Source organism: Microbacterium sp. 22215, from assembly GCF_052045655.1.
Taxonomy (GTDB): Bacteria; Actinomycetota; Actinomycetes; order Actinomycetales; family Microbacteriaceae; genus Microbacterium; species Microbacterium phyllosphaerae.
Window position 1 is genome coordinate 1 of record NZ_JBQEPC010000008.1, and the last position, 16,534, is coordinate 16,534.

General features: G+C 70.0%; 14 protein-coding genes. 7 read left to right on the forward strand and 7 right to left on the reverse strand.

Annotated features, from left to right (window positions below):
* Nucleotides 1-162 precede the first annotated feature (162 nt).
* Nucleotides 163-1,068, forward strand: coding sequence for a DUF559 domain-containing protein (locus tag ACTJKH_RS13245; RefSeq protein WP_440737300.1), 906 nt, complete (start codon nt 163-165; stop codon nt 1,066-1,068).
* Nucleotides 1,069-1,169: 101 nt separating this feature from the next.
* On the opposite strand, the gene ACTJKH_RS13250 is transcribed toward ACTJKH_RS13245, so the two are convergent.
* Nucleotides 1,170-2,354, reverse strand: a complete 1,185-nt coding sequence (locus tag ACTJKH_RS13250; protein WP_440737301.1) for a thiolase family protein — start codon at nt 2,352-2,354, stop codon at nt 1,170-1,172.
* Between the two features lie 200 nt (nt 2,355-2,554).
* Between ACTJKH_RS13250 and ACTJKH_RS13255 the strand changes: the two genes are divergently transcribed.
* Nucleotides 2,555-3,142, forward strand: coding sequence for an antibiotic biosynthesis monooxygenase (locus ACTJKH_RS13255; protein ID WP_440737302.1), 588 nt, complete (start codon nt 2,555-2,557; stop codon nt 3,140-3,142).
* A 90-nt stretch (nt 3,143-3,232) separates the two neighbouring features.
* Here the strand turns inward: ACTJKH_RS13255 and ACTJKH_RS13260 are convergent, their stop codons facing one another.
* The 5 genes from ACTJKH_RS13260 to ACTJKH_RS13280 all read right to left on the reverse strand — a co-directional run bounded on the left by ACTJKH_RS13260 (nt 3,233) and on the right by ACTJKH_RS13280 (nt 9,217).
* On the reverse strand, nt 3,233-4,192 hold the full coding sequence (locus tag ACTJKH_RS13260; protein ID WP_440737303.1) for an aldose 1-epimerase family protein: 960 nt from the start codon (nt 4,190-4,192) through the stop codon (nt 3,233-3,235).
* Entirely contained in the window at nt 4,192-5,715 is a 1,524-nt protein-coding gene (gene araA, locus ACTJKH_RS13265; RefSeq protein WP_440737304.1) for an L-arabinose isomerase, read from the reverse strand. Before araA ends, ACTJKH_RS13260 begins: the two co-directional genes overlap by 1 nt.
* Before the next feature lie 38 nt (nt 5,716-5,753).
* A complete protein-coding gene (locus tag ACTJKH_RS13270) occupies nt 5,754-7,373 on the reverse strand; it encodes a xylulokinase (protein WP_440737305.1) in 1,620 nt (539 codons plus the stop codon).
* Nucleotides 7,370-8,056, reverse strand: coding sequence for an L-ribulose-5-phosphate 4-epimerase (locus tag ACTJKH_RS13275; RefSeq protein WP_440737436.1), 687 nt, complete (start codon nt 8,054-8,056; stop codon nt 7,370-7,372). The genes ACTJKH_RS13270 and ACTJKH_RS13275 overlap by 4 nt, the downstream gene beginning before the upstream one ends.
* 147 nt (nt 8,057-8,203) lie before the next feature.
* Nucleotides 8,204-9,217, reverse strand: a complete 1,014-nt coding sequence (locus tag ACTJKH_RS13280) for a LacI family DNA-binding transcriptional regulator (protein WP_440737306.1) — start codon at nt 9,215-9,217, stop codon at nt 8,204-8,206.
* A gap of 57 nt (nt 9,218-9,274) precedes the next feature.
* On the opposite strand from ACTJKH_RS13280, the gene ACTJKH_RS13285 reads away from it, so the two are divergent.
* Entirely contained in the window at nt 9,275-10,120 is an 846-nt protein-coding gene (locus tag ACTJKH_RS13285; RefSeq protein WP_440737307.1) for an NAD-dependent epimerase/dehydratase family protein, read from the forward strand.
* A gap of 89 nt (nt 10,121-10,209) precedes the next feature.
* Here the strand turns inward: ACTJKH_RS13285 and ACTJKH_RS13290 are convergent, their stop codons facing one another.
* Nucleotides 10,210-11,232, reverse strand: a complete 1,023-nt coding sequence (locus ACTJKH_RS13290; protein WP_210096002.1) for a LacI family DNA-binding transcriptional regulator — start codon at nt 11,230-11,232, stop codon at nt 10,210-10,212.
* 191 nt (nt 11,233-11,423) lie between these two features.
* On the opposite strand from ACTJKH_RS13290, the gene ACTJKH_RS13295 reads away from it, so the two are divergent.
* The 4 genes from ACTJKH_RS13295 (at nt 11,424) to ACTJKH_RS13310 (ending at nt 16,477) form a co-directional block, all read left to right on the forward strand.
* Nucleotides 11,424-12,722, forward strand: a complete 1,299-nt coding sequence (locus ACTJKH_RS13295) for an ABC transporter substrate-binding protein (RefSeq protein WP_440737308.1) — start codon at nt 11,424-11,426, stop codon at nt 12,720-12,722.
* A gap of 80 nt (nt 12,723-12,802) precedes the next feature.
* The gene (locus tag ACTJKH_RS13300; RefSeq protein WP_210096004.1) at nt 12,803-13,708 is read left to right on the forward strand and encodes a carbohydrate ABC transporter permease; all 906 of its coding nucleotides are present in this window, start codon (nt 12,803-12,805) and stop codon (nt 13,706-13,708) included.
* 10 nt (nt 13,709-13,718) lie between these two features.
* A complete protein-coding gene (locus ACTJKH_RS13305; protein WP_194762532.1) occupies nt 13,719-14,609 on the forward strand; it encodes a carbohydrate ABC transporter permease in 891 nt (296 codons plus the stop codon).
* Complete coding sequence (locus ACTJKH_RS13310) at nt 14,606-16,477, forward strand: glycoside hydrolase family 127 protein (RefSeq protein ID WP_440737309.1); 1,872 nt, start codon at nt 14,606-14,608, stop codon at nt 16,475-16,477. Before ACTJKH_RS13305 ends, ACTJKH_RS13310 begins: the two co-directional genes overlap by 4 nt.
* Nucleotides 16,478-16,534: the final 57 nt, after the last annotated feature.

Sequence of the window (16,534 nt, forward strand, 5' to 3'; positions counted from 1 at the left end):
GACCGATTCCCGGGTCATTCACGCGATTCGAACGCGTCGGGGCTGTGGACAGCGCGAGCCCCGCCCTGAGATTCATGTCACCGTGACGCGATGGGACCAACGACGAATCTTCCGGACGAGTGCGGCGACGGATTCCCGGTCCGTATCGCCCGGATGCACGGGGTGAGCCGAAGCCGACTTCGAGGGCGAGACCTGGAGGCGCCGTTTCGCGGTGTGCGCATCCGCGCCGGGAGCATCCCGTCGCTCAGCGAGGCCACGGACCCATACGTCAGACAGCGACAAGCGAGGATCCACCGCGCGCGCACCTACGCGCCCGGACTCCACCAGGGACACTTCTTCAGCCACCAGACGGCGGCATCGATCTGGGGTGCACCGCTGCCACTCGAGTTCACCGACGACGACCGGATCGCCGGATACGCCGACCTCGCACTGCACGTGAGCGCCGCCGGTGCGACGCCATTCCCACGGGCCACCGGCGTGACAGGACACCGCACGCTGGCCAGTCTGACCTCGATCCGCCAGCAGGACGGACTCCGGGTCACATCCCCAGCCGCGACGTGGGTGTCGCTGGGCACACTCCCTCTGTTCGACATCGTGGCACTCGGAGACCACATGTGTCGGGCATGGCGCGAGGGTCGGGGCAGACCGACGCCTGGCCGTCGATCGCTCTGCACGGTCGATGATCTGCGGGCCGCGATCGATGCCGGACGACGGCGTGGCGCCGCCCGGCTGCGCACCGCCGTCGAGTTGATCCGCGAAGACTCCTGGTCGCCCCGAGAGACGCGGGTGCGATGCATCCTCATCGCGGCCGGTGTGCCGGAGCCCGAGCTCAACGTCGACCTCTTCGACGAACACGGGCGATTCCTCGGCTGCGTTGACATGGCGTATCGACAGGAGCGTGTCGTCATCGAGTACCTCGGGATGCTGCACGACGCCAGGTGGGCTGCCGACGTCGAGCGCATCGCGGCTCTCCGGGCCGCGGGGTGGACGGTCATCGAGGTGACATCACCACTCCTCCACAGGCCGGAGGAACTGGTGCGTCGCGTGACCGCAGCGCTGCGACGGTGACCTGCCCTGCCGTTCGAATCGCGTGAATGACCGCATCTCGCCTGTTTTCAGGGTCATTCACGCGATTCGAAAGGAGATTGGAGCCGAGCCGGATGCCGGGCCTACAGCCGCTCCACGATCGTCGCGTTCGCCATGCCGCCGCCCTCGCACATGGTCTGCAGGCCGAAGCGGCCGTCGACGGCGTCGAGCTGGTCGACGAGCGTGCCGAGCAGGCGGGTGCCCGACGAGCCGAGGGCGTGCCCGAGGGCGATCGCCCCTCCTCGGGGGTTGAGCTTCGCGGCATCCGCCCCGACTTCGGCGGCCCAGGCGAGCGGCACCGACGCGAAGGCCTCGTTGACCTCGTACGCGTCGAGGTCGTCGATCGTGAGGCCGGTGCGTTCGAGGATGCGCCGCGTCGCGGGGATCGGCCCCGTGAGCATCATCAGCGGGTCGTCTCCGACCACCGTGAACGCGTGGAATCTCGCTCGCGGCGTGAGCCCCAGCGCGTCGGCGCGCTCGGCGCTCATCAGCAGCGCGGCGGATGCTCCGTCGGTGAGCGGCGAGGAGTTGCCGGGGGTGATGCGCCAGTCGACGTCGGGGAACCGCGCGGCGAGCGCATCCGTGCGGAAGGCCGGGTGAAGTCCCGCCAGCCCCTCGGCCGTCGTGCCCGCACGAACGGTCTCGTCGTCGACGGCATCCGGAGCCTCGGCGACCGAGATGACCGTGCGGTCGAAGAATCCGTCGGTCCACGCGGCCGCGGCGCGGCGGTGCGATTCTGCCGCATAGGCGTCGAGGGCAGCGCGGTCGAGGTTCCAGCGCTGGGCGATCAGCTCGGCCGAGACGCCCTGGTTCACGAGCCCGTCCGGATACCGCTCGCGCAGACGCGGCGACATCGGCGAGCCACCCGCGGCGGATGACCCGAGGGGCACTCGGCTCATCGACTCGACACCACCGACGATCACCGCGTCATAGGCGCCGGCGATGATGCCCTGCGCGGCGAAGTGCACGGCCTGCTGGCTCGATCCGCACTGCCGGTCGATCGTCGCGGCCGGGACAGACTCGTCGAATCCGGCGGCGAGCACCGCCTGACGGGCGATGTTCGACGACTGGTCGCCCACCTGGCTCACGCAGCCGAGCAGCACGTCGTCGATCTGTCGCGAATCGAGCCCGCTGCGCTCGAGGATCGCGGCGAGCGCTCCGGCAGCGAGATCGACCGGATGCACCCCCGACAGGGCTCCGCCCGGCTTGCCCCGCCCGACGGGGGTCCGGACGACATCGATCAGAACGGCTTCGCTGCGCGTGCTCATGCGTCCCATTCTCTCCCCCTCCCGGAGGGCGGGTCGCGGGTCGCCGCCGTCGGAACCTCGGATGCCGTCTTCGCGCGCCGCGAAAACCGGGCGGCGACCCCGGCATCCGAAATACAATCGTTGATGCGCCCGCACCCTGGCGCATCCCCCACCGTCGAGGCGCCCGTGACCCGGGCGACCGCAGTCTCCGAGGACCCACCATGTCCAGCGAACCCATCACCGTCTCCATCCGCCGCGAGGTCGATCCCGAGCATGTGGCCGCAGCCACGGCCTGGGTGCAGACCGGCGTCAACCTCGCCCACCGGTATCCGGGATTCCTCGGCTCCGGATGGGTCCGCGACGGCGAGGACTCGCACGTCTGGCACATGCTCTACCGCTTCTCCGACGAGAAGTCCCTCGTCGCCTGGGAGCAGTCCGGCGAGCGCGAGTGGTGGAAGTCGACCGGCGACCAGTTCGTGCGCAGCGAGCGTGTACGGCGTCGCAGCGGCATCGAGGGCTGGTTCGACGAGCCGACCACCGACACGATCACGCTGCCGCGGGCGGACGGATCGACGACCACGGTCGCGATGGTCAGCACTCCCCCGCGGTGGAAGCAGGCCGTGTCGATCTGGCTCGGATTCTTCCCGCTGAACGTCGCCCTCACCTACGCTCTGAGCCCCGTGCCCGGCTGGAACGAGCTGCCGATCTGGCTGCGGGTGCTCGCGACGACGGTCGTGCTCACGCCGATCATGACCTACTGGGTGCTGCCGTTCGTCACGCGGTCGCTGCGCACCTGGCTCAACCGCTGACGGCGAGCCGGCGCTCCCGTCGCAATTCGTGCCGCGCCTCAGCCTGCTCAGCGGCACGATCTGCGACCGGAACGACCGCACCGAGCGGCCTCAGACCGCGGAGATCCTCCAGGATGCCGCGTGCGCAGCGCCCGGTTCGAGCACGACGAGGTCGGTTCCCGAGTTGAACGCGTCCGGCGGGCAGGTCATGGGCTCGACCGCGAGGCCGATGCGATGGATCGCGTCGATCTCGGGGTTGTCGGCCGTGTGCACCTGCACCCAGGGGCAGCGCTCGTCGAACGTCATCGCGACGCCGGTTCCGGTATCCGTCACCAGTCGCACCTCGGCGACACCGCCCTCGCGCGCGAGTCCGGTGAAGGCGTGGTCGATGAACACGTCGGAGATCGGGCGCGCAGCGCGGAAGTCCCACTGCGGATGCTCCGCCACACCCTCGAGAGCCACGGGGCTCAGCCGGTCGTCGGTGACGGTGAGCACCTCGGATGCCGGCAGGGTGAGCGTCCAGTCATCCACGCGGCCGTCGGGCCCGGCGACGAGATAGGGGTGCGGTCCGGTGCCCCACGGCGCAGCATCCGCCCCGAGGTTGTGCGCGGTCACGGTCTGACGCAGTCCGTCGGCGTCGATGCGGTACTCCGTCTCGACCTCGACGCGGAACGGATACCCGGTCTGCGGCTCGATCACGGCCGCGAGCACGACCCGGTCGTCGAGCACGAGACGGTCCTCGAACTCGGCCCAGGCGAGCAGGCCGTGCAGCGCCTGACCACGGGCGGGCTCGGTGAGGGCCAACTGGTGCTCGGTGCCGCCGAACGGGTAGCGGCCGTCGACAATGCGGTTGGGCCACGGCGCGAGAGTGGTGCCCCGGTATCCGGGCCGCACCTCGTCGGCGTCGAACGGCACGACCAGGTCGCGGCCCTCGAACGACAGCACCCGCAGCGATGCGCCGACGCTGGCGATCACGGCCTCGTAGCCGTGCCCGGCGATGCGCAGCTGACGACCCGAGCGCGGGCGCGCAGCGGTCGCGACGTCCACGGTGACCGAAGAGACGTCGGTCATCACAGCCCCTGAGCGAGTCGGTAGTACGCCTGGTTCCAGCGCACCTGCTTCTGGAACTCGGGCAGCGTGGTCGCATCGTCGATCACGAGCAGCTCGACCTCGGCCATCTCGGCGAAGTCGCGGAACGCCTCGAGCCCCACGGCCGTCGACATGACCGTGTGGTGCGCGGCGCCCGCGGTCAGCCAGGCGGCGGCGGAGGTGGTGAAGTCGGGCTGCGGCTTCCAGACGGCGCGGCCGACCGGGAGCTTCGGCAGCGACTGACGCGGCGGCACGTTCTCGACCACGTTCGCGGTGAGGCGGAACCGGTCACGCATGTCGCTGAGTGCGACGACGATCGCCGGGCCGGGGTCGGCCGTGAAGACCAGGCGCACCGGGTCGTCCTTGCCGCCGATGCCGAGCGGGTGGATCTCGAGCGTCGGCTTCGCGGTGGTGAGCGATGGCGAGACCTCGAGCATGTGCGCCCCGAGGATCAGCTCGTCGCCGGGGGTCATGTCGTAGGTGTAGTCCTCCATGAGGCTCGCACCACCGGGCAGCCCCGCGCCCATCACGTTGGCGACGCGCACGAGGATCGCCGTCTTCCAGTCACCCTCGGCACCGAAGCCGTAGCCCTCGGCCATCAGGCGCTGCACCGCGAGACCCGGCAGCTGCGTCAGGGCGCCGAGATCCTCGAACGAGGTGGTGAAGGCGCCGAAGCCGCCCTCCTCGAGGAACGTCCGCAGACCGATCTCGATCGCGGCACCATCGCGCAGCGACTGGTGGCGGTCGCCTCCGCGACGAAGCTCGGGGACGACCTCGTACAGCTCTTCATACTCGGCCACGAGGGCGTCGATATCGGACTCGGATGCCGCGGCGACCGCATCCGCCAGATCGTTCACGCCCCACGTGTTGACCTGCACACCGAAGCGCAGCTCAGCCTCGGTCTTGTCGCCCTCGGTGACGGCGACGAAGCGCATGTTGTCGCCGAAGCGGGCGAGCTTGAGCGAGCGGGAGGCCGCGAGGCCGGCGGCCGCACGCTGCCACGTCGCGATCTCCTGACGCACTCGCGGGTCGCTCGCGTGACCGACGACGGTCTTGCGCGGCACCCCGAGACGCGTCTGGATGTACCCGAACTCGCGGTCGCCGTGCGCCGCCTGGTTCAGGTTCATGAAGTCGAAGTCGATGTCGGCCCACGGCAGCTCGACGTTGGCCTGCGTGTGCAGGTGCGCGAGCGGCTTCTGCAGCGCGTCGAGACCGGCGATCCACATCTTGGCGGGGCTGAACGTGTGCATCCAGGCGATCAGGCCGATGACCCTGTCGTCGGCGTTCGCCTCGAGCGCGGTGCGCTTGATGGCCGCGGCATCCGTCAGCACCGGCTTCCAGACGATCTTCACGGGCACCTCGCCGGCCTCGTCGAGGATGCGCGCGATCTCCTGCGACTGGTCGGCGACCTGGGCGAGCGTCTCGGGGCCGTAGAGGTGCTGGCTGCCGGTGAGGAACCAGACCTCGTAGCCGTCGAGCGAGGTGGTGAGCGGGGTGCGGGGCATGAGTGGTCCTTCGGTGTTCCGGTATCAGCGGGAAGAGTTCAGAGAGCCGTGGTCGCGGCGGCTTCGATGGCGAGGCCCGCGCGGTAGCGGTCGAGATAGGCGGTGAAGCCGGCGACGTCGTCGGGGTCGGGGTCGGCGACCGCGAGGGATGCCGAGGCGAAGACGTCGCTCTCGAGATACTCCCCCAGCGTCTGCCCCTCGGCGCGTGCGAGGTACGACGCGAGCACCGCGATGCCCCACGCCCCACCCTCGGAGGCCAGTTCGCCCACCGCGACCGGAGCACCGAGCGCTCCGGCGAGGAAGCGCTGGGCCACTCCGGCGGTGCGGAACATGCCCCCGTGCGCGAACATGCGGTCGAGCTCGACGCCCTCTGCGGCGAGCACCTGCATCCCCAGCGCCAGCGTGCCGAACACGCCGTACAGCTGTGAGCGCATGAAGTTCGCGAGGGTGAAGGCGCTGTCGGGGGTGCGCACGAACAGCGGGCGCCCCTCGGTCAGGCCGGCGATGGGCTCGCCGGCGAGGTGGTTGTAGGCGAGAAGCCCGCCGGCATCCGCCTCACCGTCGAGAGCCTCACGGAAGAGGGCGTCGAAGACGGCGTCGTCACTCAGCGGCTGACCCGCCGCGGCCGAGAAGCGGGTGAAGAGACCCGCCCAGGCGGCGAGCTCGCTCGCACCGTTGTTGCAGTGCACCATCGCCACAGCGTCACCGGCGGGAGTCGTCACGAGGTCGAGTTCGTGATGCACCTCGGCCAGCGGGCGCTCGAGAACGACCATCGCGAAGATGCTCGTGCCGGCCGAGACGTTGCCCGTGCGCGGAGACACGGAGTTCGTCGCCACCATGCCGGTGCCGGCGTCGCCCTCGGGAGGGCAGAGGGGGATGCCGGATGCCAGCGCACCGGTCGGGTCGAGCAGGGCCGCCCCCTCCTCGGTGAGCGATCCTGCGGCGGCACCCGCGGCACGGACGGTCGGGAGCAGATCCTTGGCGCTCGCGGGGAGGCGGTCCGCGGCGAGAGCGTCGTAGGCCTGCAGCATCCGCGCGTCGTAGTCTCCGGTGGCCGAGTCGATCGGGAACATGCCGGACGCATCGCCGACGCCGAGCACGCGCTCGCCCGTGAGGCGGGTGTGCACGTAGCCGGCCAGCGTCGTGACGAAGTCGAGCTGCGGCACGTGCTCCTCGCCGTCGACGACCGCCTGATGCAGGTGCGCGATCGACCAGCGGAGCGGGATGTTCACGCCGAGCAGGTCGGTCAGCTCGGCCGCGGCCACGCCCGTGTTCGTGTTGCGCCAGGTGCGGAACGGCGTGAGCAGCTCGCCCTTCGCGTCGAAGGCGAGGTACCCGTGCATCATGGCCGAGATGCCGATCGCGCCGAACGTCTCGGGGCGCACGCCGTGGCGGTTCTCCGCGTCGGCGACGAGCGCGGCGTAGGCGGCCTGCAGGCCTGTCCAGACCTCGTCGATCGCGTACGTCCAGAGTCCGTCTTCGAGCCGGTTCTCCCACGCGAACGACCCGGTGGCGAGCACATCGGTGGCGTTCGGTCCGATCAGGCACGCCTTGATGCGGGTCGAGCCGAGCTCGATGCCGAGGCTCGTGCGACCGGCGAGGATGTCGTCGCGGGCGGTCGTGGCGGTGGTGTCGCTGGTGTCGGTCGTGTCGCTCATCGTCGGGCGTCCGAGTTCTGTCCGTAGACGTTCTGGTAGCGGGCGAAGAGGCTGTCGATCGCCTCCTGCGGAATCGGGATCAGAGGGCCGGCCTCGCGGGCGTAGTGCACGGTGCGGGCGACGTCCTCGACCATGACGGCCGCCTTCACGGCATCCTTCGCGTCGACTCCGATCGTGAAGGGGCCGTGGTTCTGCATGAGCACCGCGCGGCTGCGATGACCGCTGAGGGTCTGCACGATGCCGCGGCCGATCGAGTCGTCGCCGATGATCGCGAACGGGCCGACCGGGATCGGTCCGCCGAACTCGTCGGCCATGGCCGTGATGACGCAGGGGATCTCCTCGCCGCGGGCGGCCCAGGCGACCGCGAACGTCGAGTGGGTGTGCACGACGCCGCCGACCTCGGGCATGTGGCGGTAAACGTAGGCGTGGGCCGCGGTGTCGCTCGAGGGCGAGCGCTCGCTGCCGGGGGTGCCGGGGATCACCGCGCCGTCGAGGTCGCACAGGATCATGTTCTCGGGGGCGAGGTCGTCGTAGCTCACACCCGAGGGCTTGATGACGAAGAGGTCGGCGCCGGGCACGCGGCCGGAGACATTGCCGCCGGTCCAGACGATGAGGTCATAGCGGACCAGCTCGCCGTGCAGACGGGCGACGTCCTCGCGGACGGCCTGGATGGCGGCGGCGATCTCCGGGGAGAAGGCATTCTCGTCAGAGAAGGCGGGGGCTTCGTTGCTCACGGGTACCTCGGGGTCGGCGGTGGTCACTGTGACCGGTCACAGCAGTGTGTCACGAGGGCACGTCGAGCGTCAAGAAACGGATGCTCGCCGGACCGCTCAGCGCGGCGGAGCGACCGAGGCGCGGGTCACGAGCACCGGGGCCACGGGCGGGAGGTCGGATGCCGCCTCGCCGGAGATCCCCGCCAGCACCGCCGCCACCGCGCGGCGGGCGAGCTCCGAAAAGTCCTGCCGCACGGTCGTGAGCTTCGGCCAGTAGTACGCGGCGTCCGGGGTGTCATCGAACCCCACCACGCTGATGTCGCCCGGCACCGCGAGCCCGGCCTCGTGCAGGCCGCCGAGCAGGCCGAGCGCCATCTGGTCGTTCGCCGCGAACACGGCCGTGACTCCCGATCGCCGCACGGCATCGGCCGCCGCGTAGCCCGAACCCGCGGTCCAGTCGCCCTCGAACACGGGTCCGGCGGCGAGTCCTCGGGCGGCGAGCTCGGCGGCGAATCCCTGGATGCGCGACTCGGCCTCGAGCCAGTCGGCGGGTCCGGCGAGATGGGCGATGTGCGTGTGCCCGGCATCGGCGAGCGCCGCGACGGCGAGCCTGGCTCCAGCCGCCTGGTCGACCGAGAGTCCGCGCGCACCCCGGTCGGCCGCGTGCAGGGTCACCACGGGAACGCCGATGCGCACCTCGTCGAGCGCATCGAGGGTATGGGCGTGGGGCGCGACGACGACGATGCCCTCGACTCCCTGCATCACGAGGTGGTCGACCGCGGCGACGACGGCATCGGCATCCCCTGCATCCGCGAAGGCCGCGCTCAGCCAGTAGCCGACCTCGCGGGCCGACGCCTCGAGCGCGGCGATGCTGCGCGAGGGACCGTAGTGCAGCGCGTCGGTGGCGAGCACGCCGAGGGTTCGGGAGCGGCGGGTTCCCAATGCCCTGGCGGCGTTGTTCATGCGGTAGCCGAGCTCGGCCATCGCGGCGAGGACGCGCTCGCGGGTCTCGACCGCGACCTCGGGATGGTCGTTGAGCACGCGCGACACGGTCTGCCGGGAGACCCCCGCGAGCACAGCGACATCGCGCACGCCGACGGTGCGGCGGGGCCCGCTGCTCGTGTCACTCACGCCGATGAGTGTATGCCGAGCGGCCCCGACACCTCATCGTCGTGCCACCCTGGTGACATGCGCATCGCACTCACAGGATCATCGGGCAAGCTCGGCAGCGTCGTCGCGCGGGAACTCCGCGCCCACGGCCACGAGGTCATCGGCATGGACGTCGCGGGGGTCCGCGGACCCGACTTCGTGCAGGTCGACCTCACGGATTACGGCCAGGTCGTGGATGCTTTCACCGCCGTCGGCGACCGGCACGACGGCATCGACGCCGTGGTGCATCTGGGCGCGATCCCGGCCCCCGGCATCCGCAGCGATGTCGCCACGTTCCACAACAACATGCCGGCCACGTTCAACGTGTTCTGGGCGGCGGTGCGCCTCGGCATCCGGCGCGTCGTCTACGCGTCGAGCGAGACCGTTCTCGGCCTGCCGTTCGACGTGCCACCGCCCTACGTACCTGTCGACGAGGACTACCCCGCCCGCCCCGAATCGGTGTACTCGCTGGTCAAGACGCTCGAGGAGCAGCTGGCGAGGGAGCTCGTGCGCTGGCATCCCGACCTCTCGATCACGGCGCTGCGCTTCTCGAACGTGATGAACCCGGACGACTACGCCGAGTTCCCCGACTTCGACGCCGACGCCCTGCGCCGCAAGTGGAATCTCTGGGGCTACATCGACGCGCGCGACGGCGCGCAGGCCGTGGAGCGCGCGCTCGAGGTGGCGGCCCCCGGGTTCGACAACTTCATCATCGCGGCGGCCGACACGGTGATGTCCCGCCCGAACGCCGAGCTGCTCGCCGAGGTCTTCCCCGATGTGCCGGTCGCCCGCGAGTTCGGCCCGAACGAGACTCTGCTCTCGATCGACAAGGCTCGCCGGGTGCTGGGGTTCGACCCGCAGCACTCCTGGCGCGACCACGTCTGATCGGACGGACCGCCTTCGAATCGCGTGAATGACCCTGTTTCGCGAGGAAACGGGGTCATTCACGCGATTCGAAGACGCGAGGGGCCGCCTCAGCGCCGGGCGATCGTCGACCCGCGGATCACGAGGCGCACCGGCAGGTGGTGCGACCCCTCTCCGATGTCGATCCCGTCAATCGCGTCGAACACCCGAAGCGCCGCCTGACGCCCCAGCTGCTGCAGGTTGGCGTCGATGCTGGTGAGCTCGGGTCGCGCGTTCGTCGCGAGCACTTCCCAGTTGTCATAGCCGATCACCGCGAGATCGTCGGGAACAGTGCGTCCGAGATCCCGCGCCGAGTCGAGCACGCCGCGTGCGATCTGGTCCGAGCCGCAGAACACGGCGTCGATGTCGGGATGCCGGTTCAGCAGCATCGCCGCGGCATCGCGCCCCCAGTGCTCCGTCCACTCCGAGAACATCGGCTCGCCGACGAGCTCGAGGCCGGCTTCGGCGAGCGCGGCCCTGGCCCCGGCGAGGCGGTCCTGCGCTGCGGCATAGGTCGGGTCGCCCGAGATGTGCGCGATGCGCCGGCGTCCGCAGGCGAGCAGATGCTCGATCGCCAGCCGCCCTCCCGCGTAGTTGTCCGGCGTCAACGACAGGTCGCGCGGATCGTCGGACGGCGCGTAGGCGTAGACGACGGGCACGGGGATCTCCTGCCCGAGCGAGGGGCGGGCATCCGTCTGGCGACCGACGACGATGATGCCGTCGACCCGGCGACTGAGCAGCTCGCGCAGGTGGTGCTGCTCGCGGATCGCGTCACCGCGCGCGTCGCAGAGGAAGACGTTGATGCGGCCCGCCCCGAAGGCGTCCTCGGCGCCCATCAGGATCGGGATCATGAAACGGCCTTCGAGGTCGCTCGTGAGCAGGCCGACGGTTCCGGTGCGTCCGGCGAGGAGTCCTCGCGCCATGGCGTTGGGCGTGAAGGCCAGCTCCTCCGCGATCGCGCGCACCTTGGCCCTCGTCGCTGCAGAGACGTCTCCCCGGTCATTCAGCGCCTTCGACGCCGTCGAGATCGACACCCCGGCGCGCGCGGCGACGTCGCCGAGGGTCACCGCCCTTGTTCCCGTCGTGTCGCTCATCCCGCTCCCTGTTGCTGAAAGGTTATCGGAACGAGGGTTGACTCCCCCGCTGAAACCACGCTATACCTTTTCGAAAGGGTTTTCGTAGATTTCGGAGAACCCGATCTCCACCTCATCTCCACACCCGGCGCTGCACTGTCGAAGCGCCACACCGCACCCGCTCGAGGACGAGCCCAGAGGAGCCCCCGCCCATGAACACCACCCGTACACACGCCGCACGCCGGGCAGCAGCCGCCGTGATCGCGGCAGGCCTGCTCGTCGGCGGTCTCGCCGCCTGCGCGCCTGCCGCCGACGACAACGTATCCGACGAACCCATCCCCGCCGAGGGCACGGATGACGGCACCACGCTGACGCTGTGGACCCGCGCTCCGATCGAGCGCCAGGCGAAGCTGCTGGTCGACGCCTACAACGAGAGCCACGAGAACCAGGTCGAGCTCACGGTCGTCCCCAACGACGACTACGTCGCCAAGGTCGGCGCCGCCGCAGGGTCGGGCGGGCTGCCCGACCTGTTCGCCGCCGACATCGTCTACGTGCCCAACTGGGCGCAGCAGGGCCTGTTCCAGGACATGTCCGCGCAGATCGACGCGCTCGACTTCAAGGACGAGATCAACCCCGGTCACCTCTCGGCGGGCACCGTCGACGGCGCCGAGTACGTGCTGCCCTTCGCGCTCGACCTCTCGATGCTGTTCTGGAACAAGGAGCTCTTCGCCGAGGCCGGCCTCGACCCCGAGAAGGCACCCGCCACGCTCGAGGAGTTCGCCGACGCGGCCATGGCCGTGCAGGCGCTGAACAAGCCCGACACGTATGGCACGGCGACCGGCCTCAACTGCGGCGGATGCCTGGTCTTCACGTGGTTCCCCTCGATCTGGGCATCCGGCGACGAGGTCATGAGCGACGACGGCACCGAGTCGCTGCTCGACGGCGACTCCGCCCAGGCCGTGTACGACACGTGGTCCGAGCTGCAGGATGCCGGAGCCATCCTCCCCAGTTCGACCGATGAGGCCGGCCCCACCTGGACCGCGGCGTTCAGCGAGGGCAAGGTCGGCGTGATGCCGTTCCCCGCGACGCTGCTCCCCTCCCTCGAGTTCGACGCGGGAGTCGCCGGCATCCCCGGTGTCGACGGCGGCGCCTCCACCTTCGTCGGCGGCGACGGCATCGGCATCTCGAAGGACTCGAAGAAGTCGGCACAGGCCTGGAACTTCCTCAACTGGATGATGTCGGAGGACGCCCAGGTCGAGGTGCTCGCGAAGGACGGCAACGCCGTCTCGCGCGGCGACCTCGCCGACAACGAGTACGCCGCGGCCGACCCCCGTCTGGTCACGATCAACGAGGTCGCCGCCCAGGGCGACACCCCGGTGGCGCTGAACTTCCAGCAGGCGTTCAACGCACCGGGGAGCCCGTGGCTCACGCTCGTCCGCAACGCGGTGCTGGACGGCGACGACTCGGTCCCCGCCGACAACGAGGAGATCACCGCGATCCTGTCGCAGTGATCTCGTGCGGGGGCGGCGCGGAGCGCGTCGCCCCCGCATCCTCCCGCACGCCCCCGCACTCCCGATCGGAAGAGAACGAGATGACCCAGGCCGCACCCCCGCTGCCTCGCCGCAGACCGCGCACCGGCTTCGGAGGCCCCGTGCAGGGCTGGCTGTATGCCGCCCCGACCGCGATCTTCGTCGCCCTGCTGTTCATCGTGCCGCTGGTGCTCGTCGTGCAGATGTCGGCCTCGGACTGGCCGCTGCTGAGCGGCAACCGGGGCATCAACTTCCCGGAGAACTACACGGATGCCGTCACGCACCGCCTCTTCTGGGACTCGATCCGCTTCACCCTGCTCTACACCGTCATCACGACCGTCATCCTGATCGGCCTCGGGCTCGGACTCGCCCTGCTCGTGCAGGAGTCGACCCGGTGGAAGGGGTTCCTGCGCACGGCGTTCCTGATCCCGAGCGCCCTGGGCCTCGCATCCGCTTCCCTGCTCTTCTACGTGCTGTACTCCCCCATCGCCGGCCCGTTCGCGAACCTCATGAAGTCGTGGGGGATCACGTTCCTCGGCACCCCTGAGGGCGCGCTGTGGTCGACGATCTTCCTGATCGTCTGGCGCTACGCGGGCTTCTACATGCTGCTGATGCTCGTGGGGCTGCAGGGCATTCCCGACGACGTCTACGAGGCCGCGCGCATCGACGGCGCCAACCGGTGGCAGACGTTCCGCGACATCACGGTGCCGCTGCTCAAGCCGACCTTCGCGCTCACGACCGTGATGTGCGTGACCGGGTCGCTGCTCGCGTTCGAGCAGTTCTACATCCTCACCAAGGGCGGCCCCGACAACAGCACCATGACCGTCGTGCAGCTGATCTACAACGTCGCATTCCAGGGGCAGAACAGCCTCGGGATCGCCGGCGCCCTCTCGGTGATCGTGCTGCTCGCGCTCATCGTCATCAACGTCTTCCAGCTGCGCGCGTTCCGCCGCACGGATGAGAACTGAGCTGAGAATCATGTCCCAGACCCTGACACGCACCATCGTCGCCCCGAATCATCAGCCCACCGCGCCCCGCTACCGCTCGAAGGCCGCCCGCGTCGTCTTCGGCATCCCGTACTGGGTGTTCACGACCGCCCTCGCGGTGATCTTCCTCTACCCGCTCATCTGGACCGGCGTCTCGTCGGTCAGCCCGATGGCGGGCACCAGCCAGACCGACGGCTGGGGCTTCGGCAACTACGCCGCCCTCGGCGAGTACCAGGCGGGCATCTGGGTGTACCTCGGCAACTCGCTGTTCGTCTCGGTGCTCACCGTGGCGCTCACGCTGTTCATCTCGCTGCTGGGCGGCTACGCGTTCGCGCGCTTCTCGTTCCCCGGCAAGAACGCCCTGTTCCTGCTGACCCTCGCGATCCTGATGGTGCCGTACGCGACCCTGCTCATTCCGCTGTACGTGATCCTCAACGCGGTCGGCCTGCAGAACTCGCTCGTCGGCGTCGCGCTCGTGATCACCATGTTCCAGCTGCCGTTCTCGATGTTCATGATGCGCATCTCGTTCGAGTCGATCCCGCGCGAGATGGACGAAGCAGCGATGGTCGACGGATGCTCCAGCTGGGGCGCCCTGTGGCGGGTGCTGCTCCCTGCCGTCAAGCCGGGGCTCGTCACCGTCGGCCTGTTCGCGTTCCTCACCGCGTGGAACGACTTCATGGCCCCGCTGATCCTCATCAACGACACCAACCGCATGACGCTGCCGCTCGCGGTCGCGAATCTCCGAGGGCAGGTGCAGGGCGTCGTCGACTACGGCGCCACCGAGGCGGGGGTCGTCGTGCTGGCGCTCCCCTGCATCCTGCTCTTCCTGATCCTGCAACGACACTACGTGCGCGGCTTCATGTCCGGCGCTTTCAAGGGATGACCATGTTCGACACCACCACACCGGCCGCTCCGGTGGTTCCCACGCGCGGACGCCTGCGCCCCCTCGGCCTCGACGAGGTGCGCATCACGGGAGGCTTCTGGGGCGATCGCCAAGCCGTCAACGGCACGGCCACGCTCACGCACATCGAGTCGCGCCTGGAGTCGGAGGGCTGGCTGCCGAACTTCGACCTCGCCGCCGCCGGCACGCTTCCCGCCGGGCGCCGGGGGCGCGAGTTCGCCGACTCCGAGATCTACAAGTACCTCGAGGCGCTCGCATGGGAGATCGGACGCACGGATGCCGCGGCCGACGATGAGCTCGAGCGGCGGTTCCGCCGCGTGGTCGACCGGGTCGCCGCCGCGCAGGAACCCGACGGATACCTCAACACGATGTTCGGGCGCGAGGGTCAGGGCGAGCGCTGGTCTGCCCTGCAGTGGGGGCACGAGCTCTACTGCCTCGGACACCTGTTCCAGGCGGCCGTCGCCCGGGTGCGCACGAGGCCGGATGCCGACGACGGCCTGATCGACATCGCCCGCCGAGCCGCCGACCTCGTCTGCCGTGAGTTCGGCGCAGACGGGCGCGACGCGATCTGCGGGCACGCCGAGGTCGAGGTCGGTCTCGCGGAGCTCGGCAGGGCCCTCGGCGAGCAGCGCTATGTCGACCAGGCCGCCCTCTTCGTCGAACGCCACGGGCGTGGGTCTCTGGGCGAGATCGAATGGGGTCGCAGCTACTTCCAGGACGACGTGTCGGTGCGAGACGCCGAGGCGCTGCGCGGGCACTCCGTGCGGGCCAACTACCTGTCCTCCGCCGCGGTCGACGTCGCTGCAGAGCTGTCGGACGAGTCGCTGCTCGCTGCGCTCCGGTCGCAGTGGGACCGCACGGTCGAACGTCGCACCTACGTCACGGGCGGCCAGGGGTCGCACCATCAGGACGAGGCGTTCGGCGACGACTGGGAGCTGCCCCCGGATCGCGCCTACTCCGAGACCTGCGCCGGCATCGGCTCGATCATGTTCTCGTGGCGGCTGCTGCTCTCGACCGGCGAGGCGCAGTACGCCGACCTGATCGAGCGCACCCTGTTCAACGTCGTCGCGACCTCGCCCGGCGACGACGGTCGCTCGTTCTTCTACGCCAACACGCTGCACCAGCGCACGCCCGGCATCCCCGCGGATCCGGATGCCACGTCGCCGCGCGCCTCGTCATCGCTGCGGGCCCCGTGGTTCGAGGTGTCGTGCTGCCCGCCGAACGTGGCGCGCACCTTCGCGAGTCTCGCCGCCTATGTGGCCACGGCGGATGACGAAGGCGTCCAGCTGCACCAGTACGCGCCGTCGACCATCCGCACGGCGCTCCCGGACGGCCGGGTCGTGGCGTTCGAGGTCGAGACGGGGTATCCGGCCGATGGCGGCATCCGCGTCACGATCCGCGAGGATGCCGAGTTCACCCTGACTCTGCGCGTGCCGGCATGGGCCGAGGGAGCGACAGTGCGCGTGCACAGCGGTGGCGAGGTCGAGTCGTCGGAGGCGGCCCCGGTCGGCTCCGTGTCGGTGACGCGCGCGTTCCGCGCCGGCGACATCGTCGACCTGCGCCTGCCGATCGTCGCGCGCGTCACGTCGCCGCATCCGATGGTCGATGCGGTGCGAGGCAGCGTCGTGATCGAGCGCGGGCCCGAGGTGCTCGCCCTCGAGTCGATCGATCTCGGAGCCGACGTGGGCGACGCGGTCGTGGTCGGCGATCCCGTCGAGCACGACGGTCACGTCGTGCTGCCGGTGCGGCATCGCTCGACCGGCGACACGGTCGATACGCCGCTCATCGCCTATCACGACTGGGCCCGGCGGGGTCCGTCGACCATGCGGGTCTGGATCCCGACGACCTGAACCGGCACCCCCGCACGCGGAACAGGCGAACGGCCCCCTCTCGATCGAGAGGGGGCC